Genomic DNA, 17,212 nt, shown 5'->3' on the forward strand with positions numbered 1-17,212 from the left:
AAGCCCGACGCCTGGGGCGGGCGGTGCCCATTAAGCGCGCGGGGCTGTTGTGCCTACCTCCGGCGGGGGGACGGTCGCACTACTGAGCGGTCAAGATCCGTACCTCGGCCGCGGCGTTCTCCGGGGAATTCCCGGACCCCGCGGCGCCCTCGCCGCCCTTGCCGTCCTTGCGCCAGCCGTCCCGCGAATCCGCCGCCGTCCACACCCGGCCGCCGAAGGAGACCCGCTCGATCCGCAGCTCGGTCGCATGGGCCACCGCCCACGAGGCCAGCTGCCAGCCGCGCCGCTCCCGGCCGCCCACGGCCGGCTCGCCCGGCCCGGGCGCCTTCTCCGGCACCGGCACCACCAGCGTCCGCGCGGCGGCACCCCCCGCCGCGCCCGTACCGCCGCTCCCCGGGCTCGCCAGGGTGCCGGGCGCCGGGACCGCCGCCGCGCCGAACTCCCGGCGCAGCTTGGCCCGTACCGCCGCGGCGTCCCCCTTCTTGCCGTCGCTCGGGCTCGTCGTGCAGCTGAAGGCCGCCTCCACCCGGCCCGTGAGCGCGGACGACAGCAGCGAGGCGTCCGGCTCGTGCTTGGCGTACGCCTGCGGGAAGCCGCTGCGCTGCACCTTCTGCGCGGCCACCGTCAGCGGCAGCCGCGAATAGCCCGGCACCTCCACCAGGTGGTCGTAGAACTTCCCCGCCGCGTACACGGGATCGGTGATCTGCTGCGCGGAGCCCCAGCCCTGCGTGGGGCGCTGCTGGAACAGCCCCAGCGAGTCCCGGTCGCCGTGGTGGATGTTGCGCAGCCCCGACTCCTGCATGGCCGTGGCCAGAGCGATCGTCACCGCCCGCTCCGGAAGCCCGCGCTCGGACCCCACGGCCGAGATCGTCGCCGCGTTCACCGCCTGCTCGGGCGCGAGGGAGTACGAGGCGCCGTCGGCCGCCACGGTGCAGCGCGGCGCTCCCGGGCCGCCCGTCACCAGCTGGGCGATCCCGTAGCCGATCAGCGCCAGCAGCACGGCGCAGGCGGCCACGATGCGCAACAGGCGGCCACGTCGGGTGACGAAGATCCGGGACATGCGGCCCACGTTACTGGAGAGGACAGGAGACGGCCCGGGGCCGCCCACCGGCCCGGCCGCGCCCGTACCGCCCGGGCTAGAGTCGCACGCATGGATGACGCCGCACTCGACCTGTCCCTCGACGCCGCCGCCCTCACCGCCCAGCTCGTCGACGTCCCCTCCGAGAGCGGGGGCGAGAAGACGCTGGCCGACGCCGTCGAAAACGCCCTGCGCGCGCTGCCGCACCTGACGGTGGACCGCTACGGCAACAACGTCGTGGCCCGCACGAACCTGGGCCGCGCCGAGCGCGTCGTGCTCGCCGGCCACATCGACACCGTCCCCATCGCCGGTAACGTCCCCTCCCGGCTGGACGAGGACGGCTTCCTGTGGGGCTGCGGCACCAGCGACATGAAGTCCGGCGTCGCGGTGCAGCTGCGCATCGCCGCCACCGTGCCCGAGCCCAACCGCGACCTGACCCTCGTCTTCTACGACAACGAGGAGGTCGCCTCCCACCTCAACGGCCTCGGCCGTATCGCGGACGCCCACCCCGACTGGCTCGCGGCCGACTTCGCCGTCCTCCTGGAGCCCTCCGACGCCCAGGTCGAGGGCGGCTGCCAGGGCACCCTCCGGGTCCACCTGCACACCGCGGGGGAGCGGGCCCACTCCGCGCGCAGCTGGATGGGCAGCAACGCCATCCACGCGGCCGCGCCGATCCTGGCCAGGCTCGCGGCCTACGAGCCGCGCCGCCCCGTCATCGACGGCCTGGAGTACCACGAGGGCCTCAACGCCGTCCGCACCGAGGGCGGCGTCGCCGGCAACGTCATCCCCGACGCGTGCACCGTCACCGTCAACTACCGCTACGCACCCGACCGCAGCCCCGCGCAGGCCCTGGCGCACGTCCGCGAGGTCTTCGCGGACTGCGGCGTCGCCGAGCTCGTCGTGGACGACGAGTCGCCCGGCGCGCTGCCCGGGCTGTCCCACCCGGCCGCCGCCGCGTTCATCGAGGCCGTCGGCGGGACGCCCAAGCCCAAGTTCGGCTGGACCGACGTCTCCCGCTTCAGCGCGCTCGGCGTCCCCGCCGTCAACTACGGCCCCGGCGACCCCACGCTCGCCCACAAGCGGGACGAGCGCGTCCGGGCCTCGCTGATCAACGACTGCGAGGAGCGGCTGCGCACCTGGCTGACCGGCTGACCTTCGCCGACCCTTCGGGACGCCGTGCCCGTGGGCCTACGCTGAACAGCAACGATCTGCAGCGGAGGGAGCACGGCATGGCACATCCCGAAGGATCGCGCGCGCGGCGGGAGCAGCGCCGGGGGCCGGTGGTACGCCGGTACGGCCAGATGCAGGCGGGCACCACGGACCAGCACCTGCTGGACACGAGAGGGGCCGCGGACTGGGTCCACGAGGACCCCTTCCGGGTGATGCGCATCCAGTCCGAGTTCGTCGAGGGCTTCGGGGCCCTCGCCGAACTCCCGCCCGCCATCAGCGTCTTCGGCTCCGCCCGTACGCCCCGGGACTCGCCGGAGTACGAGGCCGGCATCGCGATCGGGCGCGGCCTGGTCGAGTCGGGCTTCGCGGTCATCACGGGCGGCGGGCCCGGCGCGATGGAGGCCGCCAACAAGGGGGCGACGGAGGCGGGCGGCATCTCCGTTGGCCTCGGCATCGAACTGCCCTTCGAGCAGGGGCTCAACCAGTACGTCAACCTCGGCGTCGACTTCCGCTACTTCTTCGTGCGGAAGACGATGTTCGTGAAGTACGCGAGCGGATTCGTCGTCCTGCCCGGCGGACTCGGCACGCTCGACGAGCTGTTCGAGGCGCTCACCCTCGTCCAGACGAAGAAGGTCACGCGCTTCCCGATCGTGCTCTTCGGCTCGGCCTACTGGAGCGGCCTGGTCGACTGGTTCCGGGACACGCTCATCGCCGGAGGCAAGGCCGGCCCGAACGACCTGCACCTCTTCCACGTCACGGACGACGTGGAGGAGACGGTGCGCCTGGTCACGAAGGAAGCGGGGATGTAGCCCCCCGCCTACGCGAGTCCTCGCCGGGCCACCGCAGGTGCGCGGTGGCCGGCGATGGACGCCACCATGTCCAGCACCTGCTTCGGCTGCGCCTCTTGACGCCCCCCTCGCGAGGCTCGGCGCCGGGGGCGCCTCACCGGCTTCGGGTGGCTGCGCCGGACTCCGTCCGTCGGTGGTGGGCTGCCGTCAGGCGAGTCCGCGACGGGCGACGGCCGGGGCGCGGTGGCCGGCGATGGACGCCACCATGTCCAGGATCTGCTTGGTCTCCGCCACCTCGTGCACGCGGTAGACCTGTGCGCCCAGCCACGCCGAGACGGCCGTCGTCGCGAGCGTGCCCAGGACGCGCTCCTTGACCGGCTTGTCGAGCGTCTCGCCGACGAAGTCCTTGTTCGACAGCGAGACCAGCACCGGCCAGCCCGTGTCCGCCATCTCGCCCAGCCGCCGGGTCGCCTCCAGCGAGTGCCGGGTGTTCTTCCCGAAGTCGTGCCCGGGGTCGATCATGATGCCGTCGCGCCGGACGCCCAGCGCCACCGCGCGCTCGGCCAGCCCCAGCGTGACCCGCAGGATGTCCGCCATCACGTCCTCGTACTCCACCCGGTGCGGGCGCGTGCGCGGCTCCGCGCCGCCCGCGTGCGTGCACACCAGGCCCACGCCGTAACGGGCCGCGACCTCGGCCAGCTTGGGATCGACGCCGCCCCACGCGTCGTTGAGGAGGTCGGCGCCGGCCTCGCACACCGCCTCGCCCACGTCGTGCCGCCAGGTGTCGACGCTGATCACCACGTCCGGGTGGCGCCTGCGGACCTCGGCCACGAAGCCGACCGTCCGCCGGGCCTCCTCCTCGGCGGTCACCTCCTCGCCGGGGCCGGCCTTCACCCCGCCGATGTCGATGATGGCGGCGCCCTCCGCGACGGCCTGCTCCACCCTGGCCAGGGCGGGCTCGTCGCTGAACGTCGCACCCTGGTCGTAGAAGGAGTCCGGCGTCCGGTTGACGATCGCCATGATCACCGGCTCGTGCGCATCGAACTCGCGTCGTCCCAGCCGCAGCATGTCCCTACTCCCTCTCGGTGGTCCGCAGCGACCTTAACTGTCAGTGCGGCATGGCACGATCGGGGTGGACGGAATCGCAGTCCGTGTTCCTGGGAGATGGTCGTGTTCTGGTTCCTGCTCATCGCGCTGGTCGTGGTGGTCGCCGCGGTCGCGCTCTTCGTCGCCGGAGGCGGGAGCGGCGCGGCGCTGCCCGAGGCCGCGGCCGACCGGACCGTCTGGCCGCTCCCGGCGGACCGCCCCATGGCCCGCTCCGACGTCGAGACGCTGCGCCTGCCCGTGGCCCTGCGCGGCTACCGCATGGCGGAGACGGACGAGGCCCTGGACCGCCTCGGCGCCGAGCTCGCCGAGCGCGACGCCCGCATCGCCGAGCTGGAGGCCGCCCTCGCGGGCGCGCAGGCGGCGGCCATGGGCGGCGGCGGCGCGAAGGCCGCGGGCAGGACCGAAGGCGGCGACGGCGAAGAGGGGGAGAAGAAGGAATGAGCGGCGCAACGGTCACCGGCCCGGACGGGCTGCAGCGCTGTCCGTGGGGCCTGGAAGCGGATTCCATGGCGGACTACCGCGTCTACCACGACACCGAGTGGGGCCGCCCCGTGCACGGCGACGACGCCCTCTACGAACGGATATGCCTGGAGGCGTTCCAGTCGGGGCTGTCGTGGCTGACGATCCTGCGGCGCCGCGAGGGCTTCCGGGACGCCTTCGCCGGCTTCTCCATCGCCAAGGTGGCGGCCTTCACGGACGCCGACGCGGAGCGGCTGCTGGCCGACCCCGGCATCATCCGCAACCGCGCCAAGATCACGGCCGCGATCGCCAACGCGCGCGTGGCGGCCGAGTGGGCGCCCGGCGAGCTGGACGCCCTGATCTGGTCCTACGCCCCGGAGCTGGCCGCCGCCGCGCCGCGCACGGCCGCCGACGTCCCGGCGACCACGCCGGAGTCGACGGCCCTGGCCAAGGAGCTCAAGAAGCGGGGCTTCCGCTTCATCGGGCCGACGACGGCGTACGCGCTGATGCAGGCGTGCGGGCTGGTCAACGACCACCTGGCGGGGTGTCACGCACGCTGACCCCCGGGGTCAGCGGCCGACGAACTTCGGCTTCTGCTTCTTCAGGAAGGCGTCCACGGCGATCCCGTGGTCCTCGGAGGCCCCGGCCCGGGTCTGCAGCTCGTCCTCCTTGGCCAGGGCCTCGGCCAGAGGCCGCCCCGCCCCGTAGGCGAGGGACTCCTTGATCGCGGCGTACGCACCCGTGGGTCCCTCGGCGAGCCTTCGTGCGACGGCGAGGGCCTCCGCGGCCAGCTCCGCCGCCGGCACGACCTTGTTGGCGATGCCCAGCTCGTACGCCTCCTGCGCCGGCACGTTGCGCGGGAACAGCAGCAGGTCCGAGGCCCGGCTGTGGCCGACGAGGCGCGGCAGCGTCCAGGAGACCCCCGAGTCGGCGGTCAGGGCGACCCCCGCGAAGGAGGTGTTGAAGGCGGCGGTGTCCGCCACCACGCGGTAGTCCGCCGCGAAGGCGAACCCCGCACCCGCGCCGGCGGCGACCCCGTTCACGCCCGCCACGACCGGCTTCGGCATGCCGGCGATGGCCGTGACGATGGGGTTGTAGTGCTCCTTGACCGTCGTCATGGTGAGCCCCGAGCCGCTCTTACGGTCCGCGGCCAGCGACTCGACGTGCTCCTTGAGGTCCTGCCCGACGCAGAAGGCGCGCCCCGTGCCGATGAGCAGCACCGCCCGTACGGCGGCGTCCTCCCCGGCCCGCTGCAGGGCGTCGCGCAGGGCGGCCTTGGTGTCGGTGTTCAGCGCGTTCATCGCGTCGGGACGGTTCAGCGTGATCGTCGCGAGCCCGTCCGTCACCTCGTACAGCACGGAGTCGGCCATGTGCCGGTCCCTCCCTCGTCGCACGCCCCGTCGGCGTCGTTCCGGGCCCAGCATGCCGGAGATCACCGGACACCGATATGTGACCTGCGTCAAAGAAACCGGCCACAGATGCGTGGTCGAAGCGGCGCAGTATCGCAGTCCGATCGCCGAATTGAGTGGTTTTGCGCGATCGCGTTGCCGAAGGGATACGGACCGATGTTGTTCATTGGGTCACGCGATGCGAGATAATGGCCTGGAAGCAATGTGTTCGATGCCGGTGACGCGGGCCTGTCGTAGGGCCGTCGGCTGACGATGAGCTGGTTTCAGGAAGGGGAACGAGCATGGCGGCCATGAAGCCGCGGACGGGCGATGGCCCGCTCGAGGTGACCAAGGAGGGGCGGGGCATCGTCATGCGGGTTCCGCTCGAAGGCGGCGGTCGGCTCGTCGTCGAGCTGACCCCGGATGAGGCCGAGGCCCTCGGAGACGCCCTGAAGAAGGTTGTCGGCTGACGCACGCCGAACCACCGTTCTTACGCTGCCCCGGCAGCCGGTCCGCACCGGCTGCCGGGGCAGTGGTGCGTCCGGGGCCGGTGCGTCCGGGGCCGGTGCGTCCGAGATCGGTGCGTCCGAGGAGGGCGCGTCCGGGGCCGGGCGCGCGGCGGGGAGCCGGGCGGCGCCGGTCCGGGCCGCCGGTGCGCGGGCGCGGCGCCCGCGCGCAGGTCAGCCGCGCCGCGCCGCGCACAGCAGGCCGTCGCCCACCGGCAGCAGCGACGGCACCAGCACCCGCGACTCGCGCACGGCCCGCAGCAGCTCGCGCAGCCGCTGCACCTCGGCGGGCTGGGCGGCGGAGTCGACCGTGCGGCCGTCGGCGAAGACGCCCTCGAAGCAGACGAGGCCGCCCGGCCGCAGCAGGCGCAACGATTCGGCTAGATAGTCCAGGCACTCCAGCCGGTCGCCGTCGCAGAAGACCAGGTCGTACCCGCCGTCGGCGAGGCGCGGCAGCACCTCCAGGGCGCGGCCGGGGATGAAGCGCGCGCGGTTGCCCGCGAAGCCCGCCGCGCGGAAGGCCTGCCGGGCGAACTGCTGGCACTCGGGGTCGCTGTCCACCGTCGTGAGCACGCCGTCGGGCCGCATGCCGTGCAGGAGGTGGATGCCGGAGACGCCGGTGCCCGTGCCGATCTCGGCCACCGCCTTGGCGTCCACCGCCGCGGCGAGCAGGCGCAGCGCGGCGCCGGTGCCGGACGACACCGAGCGCAGGCCTGCCTCCAGGGCCCGGTCCCGGGCCCAGCGCAGCGCCTCGTCCTCGGCGACGAACGCATCGGCGAACGCCCAGCTCGTCTGCCGGTTGCCGGTAATGGCCCTCTCCTGTCCCCGTAGTCGACGCAACCGTGACTGTATCCGCTGACCACGGGAACCCGCAGATGGGACCGTGCGTTGACGAGGAAGGGGACGGGGCGGGACGGCAAACGGAGGGGACGGCCGGGAGGGCGGGGGAAGCAAGACCAAATGCAGGTCAAAATTCCTTATCCGGAGCTAACGGGCAGGATGGATATGGTAGGGGCTCTACTGGACACCACCAGAGCCGACAGGGGAGGTGCGGCTGCGGCCTACGACCGTCGGGGAGTGCCGAGGCGCTTTCGCAGGTCCGCCGGCGAGCCGAAATCCGTGACCAAGACTGCTGACCGTTCGCGCACCAACGACTCCGCACAGACCGCGACCTTCGCCACCGATGCGGACTCGCAGGCGTGGACCCCTCCCACCTGGGAGGAGATCGTCAGCACGCACAGTGCCCGCGTCTACCGCCTCGCCTACCGCCTCACCGGCAACCAGCACGACGCCGAGGACCTCACCCAGGAGGTCTTCGTCCGGGTCTTCCGGTCGCTGTCCACGTACACCCCCGGCACGTTCGAGGGGTGGCTGCACCGCATCACCACCAACCTCTTCCTGGACATGGTCCGGCGACGCCAGCGCATCCGCTTCGACGCGCTCGGCGAGGATGCCGCCGAGCGGCTTCCCAGCCGCGAGCCCTCCCCCCAGCAGCACTTCAACGACACGCACTTCGACGCCGACGTCCAGCAGGCGCTGGACACGCTCGCCCCGGAGTTCCGCGCCGCCGTCGTCCTGTGCGACATCGAGGGCCTGTCGTACGAGGAGATCGCCGCGACGCTCGGCGTGAAGCTCGGCACGGTCCGCAGCCGTATCCACCGCGGCCGCTCCCACCTGCGCAAGGCGCTCCAGCACCGCTCGCCCGCCGCCCGGGCCGAGCAGCGGGCCGTCGCGGGCGTGGCCCCCGGCGTTCTCGGTGGGGAGGTAGGGATCGCGTGACCGGTTCAGGCGGTCAGTCCCCCGCCGAGCACCATCTCGGCGACCGCCTCGCGGCCCTGGTCGACGGGGAGTTGGGACACGATTCTCGGGAGCGGGTGCTCGCGCACCTGGCCACCTGTTGGAAGTGCAAAGCGGAAGCCGATGCCCAGCGTCGGCTCAAAAACGTATTCGCGGAAGCGGCGCTCCCGCCGCTCTCGGAGAACTTCCTGGCACGGCTCCAGGGCCTGGCCGGCGGCGATCCCCGAGGCCCCCACGGGGCCGATCGCGACGGCTGGGCCGACCGGGACCGCCCGGAGGCCCGGGAGGGCCACGAGGGCCCCGGAGGGCCGGGAAAAGCCGGCCTCGGCGCCCGGGCTGACGCCCTCGCGCCCCTCGGTCTGCTGCCGGGTGCCGCCGCGCGGCCCCGCGAAGGCGGCTTCCGGATCCATGAGATGCCCGAGCCGCCCCGCGGTGGCATACGGGGGCGGCGGATCGCCTTCGCCGCCGCCGGAGCCGTCTCGCTGGCCGCGTTCGCCCTCGGCGGGGCGTCGCCGCTGGCCTCGGTCGCGGGCCCCCAGGGCCCCCGCGCCGAGAACCCGCGCACCGCGACCACCCCGCTGTCGGCCTCGTCGGCCGCGCCGGCCTCCGGGCGCGACCGGCGGCTCGCCCGCTCCGCCTCGCAGGGCGGCGCCGGCGGAGCCGGAGGGTCCGCCCCGTCGGCCGCCGTGCCGGTGCGGGAGGTGTCCCTGCTGCGCCCGTCCGCGGCGCCCTTGCTGCCCCCGCTGATACGTACGGGGCATCCGGCACCGGGCGCGCCGCCGGGGGACACCGCCCGGCGCTGATCCCCGCCCGGGCCCCCTGCGCACCTTTGTGCAGACCTGGTTGAATTCCTGTGGGCCGCGCATCCCTCGGGCGATGCCGTGTGCCCTCCGGCGATCGGTGGGGAGAACATGGACGAGGGGAAGGCGCGCACGTCCGCGCCGCAGTGGTGGAGCCGCCCGCGCCCGTCCGGCGAGGCGCCGGCCGCCGCCGGCCGCACGGACCAGCACGAGAGCCCGCAGTTCCTGGACGCGCCCCCGTCCCCGGCGGACGAGGCGCCCCCCTCGGAGGCGGAAACGCGATCCCTGCCGCCTTATGGCGCGGATGCCGCCACGGCGGAGACCACCCCGCTGCCCGTAGACGGCGGCCGGGAACCGGGCTGGGGCGACGCACCGGCACCCGTGTCCGGCCCGGATGCAGGAGGGGGCAACCCGCCCGCGCCCGTACCGTCCGACCAGTCGACGACGCGTCCGCTGCCCGCGTACGGGCCGGATGCGGATTCCGGTGGCACGTCGGGGGCCGGGCGGTCCGTCCAGGACGTCGCGCATGCCTCCGGTGCCGTACCCGGTTACGAGGCCGGGCCGGGGGGCCGGGGCGCCGCGCCCGGGTCGTCCGGCGAGTCGGCGACCACTCCGCTGCCCCCGTACCGCCCGGACGCGGCTTCCGGTGTCGTCCCGGCCTACGGGGCCGACGGCTCTTCCGGCGGCGGCGCCGTTCCTCTGCACGCCCCCGATCCCTACGGCACACCTCCCTACGGGCGGCCCGGGCCGTGGGCGCCTGCGCCGCCTGTCCAGCGGCCGGTCACGCCGCCGCAGGGCACGCTGCTGCCGCCCGCGGCGCCGGTTGCAGGGCCACCCGCAGCGCCGCCCGCAGGGCCAGTCGCAGGGCCGCCCCCGGCGCAAGGGGCCTCCTTCCCGCCGCCCGGCGTGACGCCGCCGCACGGCACCCCCGTCCCTCCCGCAGGGATGACGCCCGCCCACGGCACCCCGGGGCCGTGGCAGTACGACCCCTGGGCCGCGTCCGCGGCCCGTGCCGGGGAGCCCGTCCCGGCGAAGCGCGGCCGTGGGCGCCTGCTCGCCGGGGCGCTGCTCGTGGCGCTGGTCGCGGGCGGCATCGGCGGCGGAGTCGGGGCGTACCTGGAGCGGGACGGCGGCATCGGCCGCCACGTCAGCCTGCCCCAGGCCACCGCGGACCGCTCGGCCCGCGCGCCGGGCAGTATCGCGGGCATCGCGGCCCGCGCCCTGCCGGGCGTGGTGACGATCCACGTCCGCGGCGGCAGCGACCAGGGCACCGGCACCGGCTTCGTCCTGGACAAGGAAGGCCGCATCCTCACCAACAACCACGTCGTGGAGCCCGCCGGATCCGCCGGTGACATATCGGTGACGTTCAACAGCGGCCAGACCGCCAAGGCCACCGTCGTCGGCCGGGACAGCAGTTACGACCTCGCCGTGATCAAGGTCTCGGGCGTGTCCGGCCTGACCCCGCTCGCCCTCGGCAACTCCGACTCCGTCCGCGTCGGCGACTCCGTGATCGCGATCGGCGCCCCGTACGACCTCGCGGGCACGGTCACGACGGGGATCATCAGCGCCAAGGAGCGCCCGATCACCGCCGGCGGCCAGAAGGGTGACGGCAGCGACGTCAGCTATGTCGACGCCCTGCAGACCGACGCCCCGATAAACCCGGGCAATTCGGGTGGCCCGCTGGTGGACTCGGAGGCCCGCGTCATCGGCATCAACAGCGCGATCCGCTCCGCGGGCGACAGCGGCGAGCTCGGCGGCGGCCAGGGCGGCAGCATCGGCCTGGGCTTCGCCATACCGATCAACCAGGCCAAGCGGGTCGCCGAGGAGCTCATCAACACCGGCAAGGCCACTCACCCGGTCATCGGCGTCACGCTGGACATGGGGTATTCGGGCGACGGCGCCCGGGTGAACACCAAGAACGGCGACAACCCGGCCGTCACCCCCGGCGGCCCGGGCGACAAGGCCGGCCTCCAGCCGCACGACGTGATCAAAAAGGTCGACGGAGTGGCCGTGCACAGCGGCCAGGAGCTTATCGTCAAGATCCGCAGTCATCGTCCGGGCGACCGGCTCACGCTGACCGTGGAGCGGGAGGGCCGCGAGCGGCCGGTCGAGCTGACCCTCGGCTCCGCGGGCGCCCGCTGAGGCCCGCCGGCCTCCCCGCCCGGCCCGGTGCCGGCACCGGCACCACCGCCGGCGTCGGTTTTGGCCTGATGTTGTCCCAGGTGTATCCCTTCGACCAGGTCGGGCCAGGTACCGTGATAGGTGGCCTGAACCGTCGGCCATTGACGCATCAAGGAGCTTCAACGTGCTCGACATAGGACCCCTCGAGCTGGTCGCGCTCGTGGTGCTCGCTGTGCTCATCTTCGGACCGGACAAGCTGCCGAAGATGATCCAGGACGTGTCGCGCACACTGCGCAAGATCCGGCAGTTCTCGGAGAGCGCCAAGGAGGACATCCGCTCCGAGCTCGGCCCCGAGTTCAAGGACTTCGAGTTCGAGGACCTCAACCCCAAGGCGTTCGTCCGCAAGCACGTGCTGGACAAGGACGAGCTGGGGCTGAAGGAGATCCGCAACGGCTTCGACCTCAAGGCGGAGATGAACGACGTCGCCGACGCCGTCCACGGCCGCAGCGGCGACACGACGGCGGACCCGGCCTCCGGCGCCGCCCCGGCGGCCCCCTCGAACGGCGGTTCCCCGGCCCGTCCGGACCTGCTCAAGAAGCAGGACAAGCCGGACGCGGGCGAGCGCCCTCCGTTCGACTCCGACGCCACCTGAGTTCCGCGCATCCCGTGCGCCATTGACGGGGGTGGCTATCCTCCCTGTGTTTGGGGTGAAGTCGTCCGAGGGGGGCGGGCTCGCCCAGGACATCGGGCAACAAGGAGGCGCCGCGCAGATGGAGACGACGAGTCGGGTTGGGGCTCAAGGTGCCGGCACGGCCGGCGCGCCCGCCGTGGACGCCGCAGCGCAGGACGCACCGGGCGGGCTCGCCGACCGGCGGACGGTCGACGGCTATCTGATGGCCTCGTTCCCCTGGTACGGCCTGGACGAGGCCTACACCGGGCCGCGCTGGCTGATGCAGGTCGGCGCCGCCGCCGACGGGACGGTGGAGCACGGCTCCACGGGCCACGGCGAGGAGCCCACGCTGCGCAGCGAGCGGGCCGACCCCGGCGCCGCCAAGCAGCGCTTCGCGGTCGTCGTGACCGTCGTCGGCCGCCCCGGCCGGCGCAGCGCCGACGGCACGGGCGTCCTGGAGGCCACCTCGGACTCCTCCGCGGCCTGGCTGGCCGGGTCGGGGCTGCTCTCGTGCACCTGGCCCGCGCAGATGGAGCGCGCGCTGCGCCAGGACTGGCTCGACCAGCAGACGGCCCTCGCCTGGGAACTGGCGGACCACCTGGACGACTCCGCGTGGTCGACGCTGTCGCTCCCGGTGGACGGCGTGCCCACCGACTTCCGCTACCGCGAGTCGGAGTACGGCTGGGTGCTCGCCGGCTCGGCGGAGGGCGTGCACATCGGGGCGTACGGGCGGGGCATGAGCGCCTACGGCATGGGCTTCTCGGTGATCAAGGACATCACGGCCTACCGGGGCTGACGGCCTCGTCACCCGTCGGGCCCTCCCGGGCTGCGGGTCCCGTGGCGCCGGGCTTGAATTTCCGGCAGGGGGCAGCTCTCGGAGAGGTGATGATCCATGCCAGGCAAGTTCGAGATGTACGAGGACAACTCCGGCAAGTACCGCTACCGGCTGAAGGCGGGAAACGGCGAGATCATCGCCGTGGGCGAGGCCTACAACAGCAGGTCCGCCTGTGAGAAGGGCATCGAGTCCGTCAAGCAGAACGCCCCTGCGGCACCCGTGAAGGACCTGGGCCACCAGTAGTCCCAGGGCGTGCTCCGTTCCCCCGGGGCGCCGGACGGGCAGGAGACCCCGCCCGGCGCCCGGGGGAACGGACGCGTCAGAACTTGTTGCGCGGCGTGATGCCCAGGGACATGCCGGAGAGGCCGCGCTGCCGGCCGCCGAGCTTGCCGGCGATCGCGCGCAGCGCCGCACCCGCAGGGGACTCCGGGTCCGTCAGGACCACCGGCTTGCCCTCGTCGCCGCCCTCGCGCAGGCGCACGTCGATGGGGATGGAGCCCAGGACGGGCACGTTGGTGCCCGTGGTGCGGGTCAGGCCGTCGGCGACGACCTGGCCGCCGCCGGTGCCGAAGACGTCGACCATCTCGTCGCAGTGGGGGCACGGCAGCCCGGACATGTTCTCCACGACGCCGACGATCTTCTGGTGCGTCTGCACGGCGATCGAGCCCGCCCGCTCGGCGACCTCGGCGGCCGCCTGCTGAGGCGTCGTCACGACGAGGATCTCGGCGTTCGGCACGAGCTGCGCGACCGAGATCGCGATGTCGCCCGTGCCCGGGGGCAGGTCGAGCAGCAGGACGTCCAGGTCGCCCCAGTAGACGTCCGCGAGGAACTGCTGGAGCGCCCGGTGGAGCATCGGGCCGCGCCACACCACCGGGGCGTTGCCCGGGGTGAACATGCCGATGGAGATGACCTTCACGCCGTTCGCCGACGGCGGCATGATCATGTTCTCGACCTGGGTCGGCTTGCCGTCCGCACCGAGCATGCGCGGGACGGAGTGGCCGTAGATGTCCGCGTCCACGACGCCGACCTTGAGCCCGTCGGCCGCCATGGCCGCCGCGAGGTTGACCGTGACGGAGGACTTGCCGACGCCGCCCTTGCCGGACGCCACCGCGTACACCCGGGTGAGCGAGCCGGGCTTGGCGAAGGGCACCTCGCGCTCGGCCGTGCCGCCGCGCAGGGAGGCCGCGAGCTCACGGCGCTGCTCGTCGCTCATGACGTCGAGCTCGACCGTCACGCCGGTGACGCCGGGGACGCCCGAGACGGCGTCCTGTACCCGGCTGATGATCGTCTCCCGCATGGGGCAGCCGGACACCGTCAGGTAGACGGCCACCGCGACCGAACCGTCCGCCGCGATCCCCACCGATTTGACCATCCCCAGGTCGGTGATGGGTCGCTGGATCTCGGGGTCGTTCACCGTCGCGAGCGCGGCGCGGATCGCGTCCTCGCTCGGAGACGTTCCGTTCGTATCGGTAGCCATACGGACGATGGTACGGCGCGTGAGGGGGCCTCCGGAAAGGGCTGTCAGCGGTCGCGTTCCTCACTCTCGGCGGGGAATACCCGGCGCTGTTCCAGATCCTTGACGAGCTCCTGGAACTCGGAGCGGATCCAGTCGCGCGTCGCGACCTCGCCGAGACCCATCCGCAGCGAGGCGATCTCCCGCGTGAGGTACTCCGTGTCCGCGATGGACCGCTCGTTCTGCTTGCGGTCCTGCTCCAGGTTGACCCGGTCGCGGTCGTCCTGGCGGTTCTGCGCGAGGAGGATCAGCGGCGCCGCGTAGGAGGCCTGCAGCGACAGCATCAGGGTCAGGAAGATGAAGGGATAGTTGTCGAACCGCAGGTGCCCGGGGACGGTGGTGTTCCACACCACCCACAGGATGATGACGACCGTCATCCAGACGATGAACCGCCCCGTCCCCAGGAAGCGCGCGATCCGCTCGGAGGTCCGCCCGAACGCCTCCGGGTCGTACTCCGGCAGCCAGCCGCGCCGCTTGACCCGCGGCAGGTCCAGCCGGACGCGCGGGCGGGCGTGCGGGTGCGGGTGCACGGCCTCCGACTGCGCCCGGACGCGCTCGGCCCGGTCGGGGCGGTGCCCCAGGGTCCCCTCGCGCCCTCGCTCATTGCCCGCCATCGACCACCTCCGGCAGCTCGGTCATGCCCGGCGCCCCGTGGTGCAGCTCGGTCTCGCGCCAGTCCTCGGGCAGCAGGTGGTCCAGCACGTCGTCGACGGTGACCGCGCCCAGCAGGGAGCCGCTCTCGTCGACGACGGGCGCGGCGACCATGTTGTACGTCGCGAGGTAGCTGGTGACGGCCGGCAGCGGGGTGACCGGCGGGAGGGGCCGCAGGTCGGTGTCCACGATCGAGCCGACGAGGGTGAAGGGCGGGACGCGCAGGAGCCGCTGGAAGTGGACCGTGCCCAGGTACTTGCCGGTGGGGGTCTCGTCCGGCGGGCGGCACACGTACACCTGTGCGGCCAGCGCGGGGGAGAGGTCGCGGTTGCGCACGCGCGCGAGGGCGTCGGCGACGGTCGCGTCCGGGCGCAGCACGATCGGCTCCGTCGTCATCAGGCCGCCCGCGGTCCGCTCCTCGTACGCCAGGAGGCGGCGCACGTCCGCCGCCTCGTCCGGCTGCATGAGGGTCAGCAGGCGCTCCTTCTCGTCCTCCGGCAGCTCCGAGAGCAGGTCGGCCGCGTCGTCCGGGTCCATGGCCTCCAGGACGTCCGCGGCGCGCTCCTCCTTGAGCTTGCCGAGGATCTCGATCTGGTCGTCCTCGGGGAGCTCCTCCAGGACGTCCGCGAGCCGGTCGTCGTCCAGCGCCGCCGCGACCTCCGAGCGGCGCTTGGGGGACAGGTGGTGCAGGACGCTGGCGAGGTCGGCGGGGCGCAGCCGCTCGAACGTCGCGAGGAGGCTCGCGGCGCCCTGGCCGTGCTCCTCCAGGGAGAAGCCGGTGACGGCCGACCACTCGACCGTCAGCGTCTCTCCCTTGCGGCGCAGCGCCCCGCCCTTGCCGCGGCGCACGAAGACCTTGTCGATCTCCCAGTCGCGGCGGGCGGGCAGCTGGATGATCGCTACATCGAGGACGGTCACTTCCTCGCCCCCGTCGACCAGACGTACGCGCCGGTCGAGCAGCTCGCCGAGGACCAGGGTCTCGGTGGGCCGCTGCTCGAAGCGCCGCATGTTGATCACACCCGTGGTGATGACCTGGCCGGACTCCACGCCCGTCACGCGCGTCATGGGCAGGAAGATCCGGCGGCGGCTGACGACCTCCACGACCAGGCCCAGGACGCGGGGCGGGCGGCCGCCCACGCGGAGCATCGCGACGAGGTCCTGCACGCGGCCGACCTGGTCGCCGTTGGGGTCGAAGACCGCCACGCCCGAGAGGTGCGACACGAAGACCCGGTGGGCGCCTGCTGCCATGCCGCGCACCTCCTCCGTGGTCCGGTGTCCGGTTCAGGCTAACGTGACCGGGTTCTCCCCGGCGCGGGGGAGACGTCCGTCCGGACTGCTGGCTTCCGCCTGCGGGCGGCACGGGTACGCTGCCCCCTACTCCCCGGCTGAACAGGAGGCAGGAGCGACGTGCGTACCCGGAAGGCGGCTCTCGTGGGAGCGCTGTGCGCCGGTCTGTCCGTGGCGCTCACCGCCTGCGGCGGCGCCACGGAGGACCCCGACGCCGGGACCAACGGTGTCGGCAAGCTCGACCCCGCGAAGATCCAGGACAAGGCGCGGGCCGCGGCGCGCGACGCCTCCTCCGTGCACCTGTCCGGCAGCGTCGTCAGCCAGGGGCGCACGTACAAGCTCGACATGCGGCTGAAGCGGGACGGCGGGACGGGCCGGGTCGCCTCCGACGCCAGCACGTTCGAACTGCTGCGGGTCGGCGACGAGCTCTTCCTCAAGGCGCCCGCGGCGTTCTGGTCGCGCGGCGACAAGGGCGGAGACGGCAAGGGGGACGGGGCCGCCGCCGCGGGCAAGCTGGAGAAGAAGTACGTGAAGGTGCCGACCGGGGACCCCGCGTACCAGCAGTTCAAGGGCTTCACCGACAAGGACGTCCTGCTCGACGGGCTCATCGGCCTGCACGGCAAGCTCGCCCGCGGCGAGCACGGCACGGTGGGCGGCGCCCGGACCATCCGCGTCAACGGCGCCGGAGGCTCGGGCGGCACGCTCGACGTCTCCCTCATGGGCACGCCGTACCCCGTGCGCGTACAGCGCGCGGGCGGCGCGGGCCAGCTGGAACTGTCGGACTGGGGCAAGGACTTCGCCCTGACACCACCGCCGAAGCAGGACACCGTCGACTACGGCAAACGCATCCCCTCCACCGGAGAGGGCTCGTCACTGCCGGCCCCGACGAAGTAGCCTCGCGGCTCGCTTCACCTCTCGGCGGTGTCCGGCGGCGCCGGGGATCGGTGCGCGGCGCACGTGGCCTCTCGGCGCGGCCGCGCCATTCTTCCCGCCGCGACGGCGAGACGCCCGACGGCGGTGTCCGGCGGTGCCGGACCGGGCG

19 protein-coding genes are annotated in these 17,212 nt (G+C 73.3%); 12 read left to right on the forward strand and 7 right to left on the reverse strand.

Annotated features, from left to right (window positions below):
* Window positions 1–79: 79 nt before the first annotated feature.
* Window positions 80–1,060, reverse strand: coding sequence for a VldE C-terminal domain-containing protein (locus tag IE241_RS19530; RefSeq protein WP_190023074.1), 981 nt, complete (start codon window positions 1,058–1,060; stop codon window positions 80–82).
* A 90-nt stretch (window positions 1,061–1,150) separates the two neighbouring features.
* Here IE241_RS19530 and dapE point away from each other — a divergent pair, with 90 nt between their 5' ends.
* Complete coding sequence (gene dapE / locus IE241_RS19535) at window positions 1,151–2,230, forward strand: succinyl-diaminopimelate desuccinylase (RefSeq protein WP_190023075.1); 1,080 nt, start codon at window positions 1,151–1,153, stop codon at window positions 2,228–2,230.
* A 77-nt stretch (window positions 2,231–2,307) separates the two neighbouring features.
* Complete coding sequence (locus tag IE241_RS19540) at window positions 2,308–3,057, forward strand: LOG family protein (protein ID WP_190023076.1); 750 nt, start codon at window positions 2,308–2,310, stop codon at window positions 3,055–3,057.
* Window positions 3,058–3,243: 186 nt separating this feature from the next.
* On the opposite strand, the gene folP is transcribed toward IE241_RS19540, so the two are convergent.
* Complete coding sequence (gene folP / locus IE241_RS19545) at window positions 3,244–4,104, reverse strand: dihydropteroate synthase (protein WP_190023077.1); 861 nt, start codon at window positions 4,102–4,104, stop codon at window positions 3,244–3,246.
* A gap of 96 nt (window positions 4,105–4,200) precedes the next feature.
* Between folP and IE241_RS19550 the strand changes: the two genes are divergently transcribed.
* Window positions 4,201–4,584 carry a DivIVA domain-containing protein gene (locus IE241_RS19550; protein ID WP_229899509.1) on the forward strand — a complete coding sequence of 128 codons (384 nt, stop codon included), beginning with the start codon at window positions 4,201–4,203 and terminating at the stop codon, window positions 4,582–4,584.
* On the forward strand, window positions 4,581–5,162 hold the full coding sequence (locus IE241_RS19555; RefSeq protein WP_190023078.1) for a DNA-3-methyladenine glycosylase I: 582 nt from the start codon (window positions 4,581–4,583) through the stop codon (window positions 5,160–5,162). The genes IE241_RS19550 and IE241_RS19555 overlap by 4 nt, the downstream gene beginning before the upstream one ends.
* A gap of 9 nt (window positions 5,163–5,171) precedes the next feature.
* Here the strand turns inward: IE241_RS19555 and chcB are convergent, their stop codons facing one another.
* On the reverse strand, window positions 5,172–5,972 hold the full coding sequence (gene chcB / locus IE241_RS19560) for a 2-cyclohexenylcarbonyl CoA isomerase (RefSeq protein WP_190023079.1): 801 nt from the start codon (window positions 5,970–5,972) through the stop codon (window positions 5,172–5,174).
* A 320-nt stretch (window positions 5,973–6,292) separates the two neighbouring features.
* On the opposite strand from chcB, the gene IE241_RS19565 reads away from it, so the two are divergent.
* A complete protein-coding gene (locus tag IE241_RS19565) occupies window positions 6,293–6,460 on the forward strand; it encodes a DUF3117 domain-containing protein (RefSeq protein WP_009997451.1) in 168 nt (55 codons plus the stop codon).
* A gap of 210 nt (window positions 6,461–6,670) precedes the next feature.
* Here the strand turns inward: IE241_RS19565 and IE241_RS19570 are convergent, their stop codons facing one another.
* Window positions 6,671–7,336 carry an O-methyltransferase gene (locus tag IE241_RS19570; RefSeq protein WP_058046100.1) on the reverse strand — a complete coding sequence of 222 codons (666 nt, stop codon included), beginning with the start codon at window positions 7,334–7,336 and terminating at the stop codon, window positions 6,671–6,673.
* Window positions 7,337–7,501: 165 nt separating this feature from the next.
* Here IE241_RS19570 and sigE point away from each other — a divergent pair, with 165 nt between their 5' ends.
* From sigE to IE241_RS19600, 6 genes are all read left to right on the forward strand, one after another.
* On the forward strand, window positions 7,502–8,275 hold the full coding sequence (gene sigE, locus IE241_RS19575; RefSeq protein ID WP_190023222.1) for an RNA polymerase sigma factor SigE: 774 nt from the start codon (window positions 7,502–7,504) through the stop codon (window positions 8,273–8,275).
* Window positions 8,272–9,096 (forward strand): anti-sigma factor family protein, encoded by an 825-nt coding sequence (locus IE241_RS35130; protein ID WP_190023080.1) that lies wholly within the window; start codon window positions 8,272–8,274, stop codon window positions 9,094–9,096. The genes sigE and IE241_RS35130 overlap by 4 nt, the downstream gene beginning before the upstream one ends.
* 108 nt (window positions 9,097–9,204) lie before the next feature.
* Entirely contained in the window at window positions 9,205–11,235 is a 2,031-nt protein-coding gene (locus tag IE241_RS19585; RefSeq protein WP_190023081.1) for a S1C family serine protease, read from the forward strand.
* Between the two features lie 163 nt (window positions 11,236–11,398).
* Window positions 11,399–11,866, forward strand: a complete 468-nt coding sequence (locus IE241_RS19590) for a sec-independent translocase (protein WP_190023082.1) — start codon at window positions 11,399–11,401, stop codon at window positions 11,864–11,866.
* Window positions 11,867–11,984: 118 nt separating this feature from the next.
* Window positions 11,985–12,680: a hypothetical protein gene (locus IE241_RS19595; RefSeq protein WP_190023083.1), complete on the forward strand. Its 696-nt coding sequence runs from the start codon at window positions 11,985–11,987 to the stop codon at window positions 12,678–12,680.
* A 96-nt stretch (window positions 12,681–12,776) separates the two neighbouring features.
* Window positions 12,777–12,962 carry a YegP family protein gene (locus IE241_RS19600; RefSeq protein ID WP_190023084.1) on the forward strand — a complete coding sequence of 62 codons (186 nt, stop codon included), beginning with the start codon at window positions 12,777–12,779 and terminating at the stop codon, window positions 12,960–12,962.
* A gap of 76 nt (window positions 12,963–13,038) precedes the next feature.
* On the opposite strand, the gene IE241_RS19605 is transcribed toward IE241_RS19600, so the two are convergent.
* Genes IE241_RS19605 through IE241_RS19615 form a run of 3 tightly spaced genes read right to left on the reverse strand, consistent with a single transcriptional unit; the run spans window position 13,039 to window position 16,131 of the window.
* Window positions 13,039–14,196 (reverse strand): Mrp/NBP35 family ATP-binding protein, encoded by a 1,158-nt coding sequence (locus tag IE241_RS19605; protein ID WP_190023085.1) that lies wholly within the window; start codon window positions 14,194–14,196, stop codon window positions 13,039–13,041.
* A gap of 44 nt (window positions 14,197–14,240) precedes the next feature.
* Window positions 14,241–14,846: a DUF1003 domain-containing protein gene (locus IE241_RS19610; RefSeq protein WP_190023086.1), complete on the reverse strand. Its 606-nt coding sequence runs from the start codon at window positions 14,844–14,846 to the stop codon at window positions 14,241–14,243.
* Window positions 14,833–16,131 (reverse strand): magnesium transporter MgtE N-terminal domain-containing protein, encoded by a 1,299-nt coding sequence (locus IE241_RS19615; protein ID WP_190023087.1) that lies wholly within the window; start codon window positions 16,129–16,131, stop codon window positions 14,833–14,835. Before IE241_RS19615 ends, IE241_RS19610 begins: the two co-directional genes overlap by 14 nt.
* A gap of 159 nt (window positions 16,132–16,290) precedes the next feature.
* On the opposite strand from IE241_RS19615, the gene IE241_RS19620 reads away from it, so the two are divergent.
* Window positions 16,291–17,064 carry a hypothetical protein gene (locus IE241_RS19620; protein ID WP_190023088.1) on the forward strand — a complete coding sequence of 258 codons (774 nt, stop codon included), beginning with the start codon at window positions 16,291–16,293 and terminating at the stop codon, window positions 17,062–17,064.
* Window positions 17,065–17,212 lie beyond the last annotated feature (148 nt).

The sequence above is a fragment of the Streptomyces hiroshimensis genome (genome assembly GCF_014650335.1).
Classification (GTDB): domain Bacteria; phylum Actinomycetota; class Actinomycetes; order Streptomycetales; family Streptomycetaceae; genus Streptomyces; species Streptomyces hiroshimensis.

Coding starts and splice junctions, on each gene's coding strand:
- IE241_RS19610 (WP_190023086.1), bottom strand. CDS start 14,846: ATGGCGGGCAATGAGCGAGGGCGCGAGGGGACCCTGGGGCACCGCCCC.
- IE241_RS19595 (WP_190023083.1), top strand. CDS start 11,985: ATGGAGACGACGAGTCGGGTTGGGGCTCAAGGTGCCGGCACGGCCGGC.
- sigE (WP_190023222.1), top strand. CDS start 7,502: ATGGTAGGGGCTCTACTGGACACCACCAGAGCCGACAGGGGAGGTGCG.
- IE241_RS19555 (WP_190023078.1), top strand. CDS start 4,581: ATGAGCGGCGCAACGGTCACCGGCCCGGACGGGCTGCAGCGCTGTCCG.
- IE241_RS19550 (WP_229899509.1), top strand. CDS start 4,201: ATGGTCGTGTTCTGGTTCCTGCTCATCGCGCTGGTCGTGGTGGTCGCC.
- IE241_RS19540 (WP_190023076.1), top strand. CDS start 2,308: ATGGCACATCCCGAAGGATCGCGCGCGCGGCGGGAGCAGCGCCGGGGG.
- IE241_RS19615 (WP_190023087.1), bottom strand. CDS start 16,131: ATGGCAGCAGGCGCCCACCGGGTCTTCGTGTCGCACCTCTCGGGCGTG.
- IE241_RS19605 (WP_190023085.1), bottom strand. CDS start 14,196: ATGGCTACCGATACGAACGGAACGTCTCCGAGCGAGGACGCGATCCGC.
- folP (WP_190023077.1), bottom strand. CDS start 4,104: ATGCTGCGGCTGGGACGACGCGAGTTCGATGCGCACGAGCCGGTGATC.
- dapE (WP_190023075.1), top strand. CDS start 1,151: ATGGATGACGCCGCACTCGACCTGTCCCTCGACGCCGCCGCCCTCACC.
- IE241_RS19530 (WP_190023074.1), bottom strand. CDS start 1,060: ATGTCCCGGATCTTCGTCACCCGACGTGGCCGCCTGTTGCGCATCGTG.
- IE241_RS19585 (WP_190023081.1), top strand. CDS start 9,205: ATGGACGAGGGGAAGGCGCGCACGTCCGCGCCGCAGTGGTGGAGCCGC.
- IE241_RS19565 (WP_009997451.1), top strand. CDS start 6,293: ATGGCGGCCATGAAGCCGCGGACGGGCGATGGCCCGCTCGAGGTGACC.
- chcB (WP_190023079.1), bottom strand. CDS start 5,972: ATGGCCGACTCCGTGCTGTACGAGGTGACGGACGGGCTCGCGACGATC.
- IE241_RS19600 (WP_190023084.1), top strand. CDS start 12,777: ATGCCAGGCAAGTTCGAGATGTACGAGGACAACTCCGGCAAGTACCGC.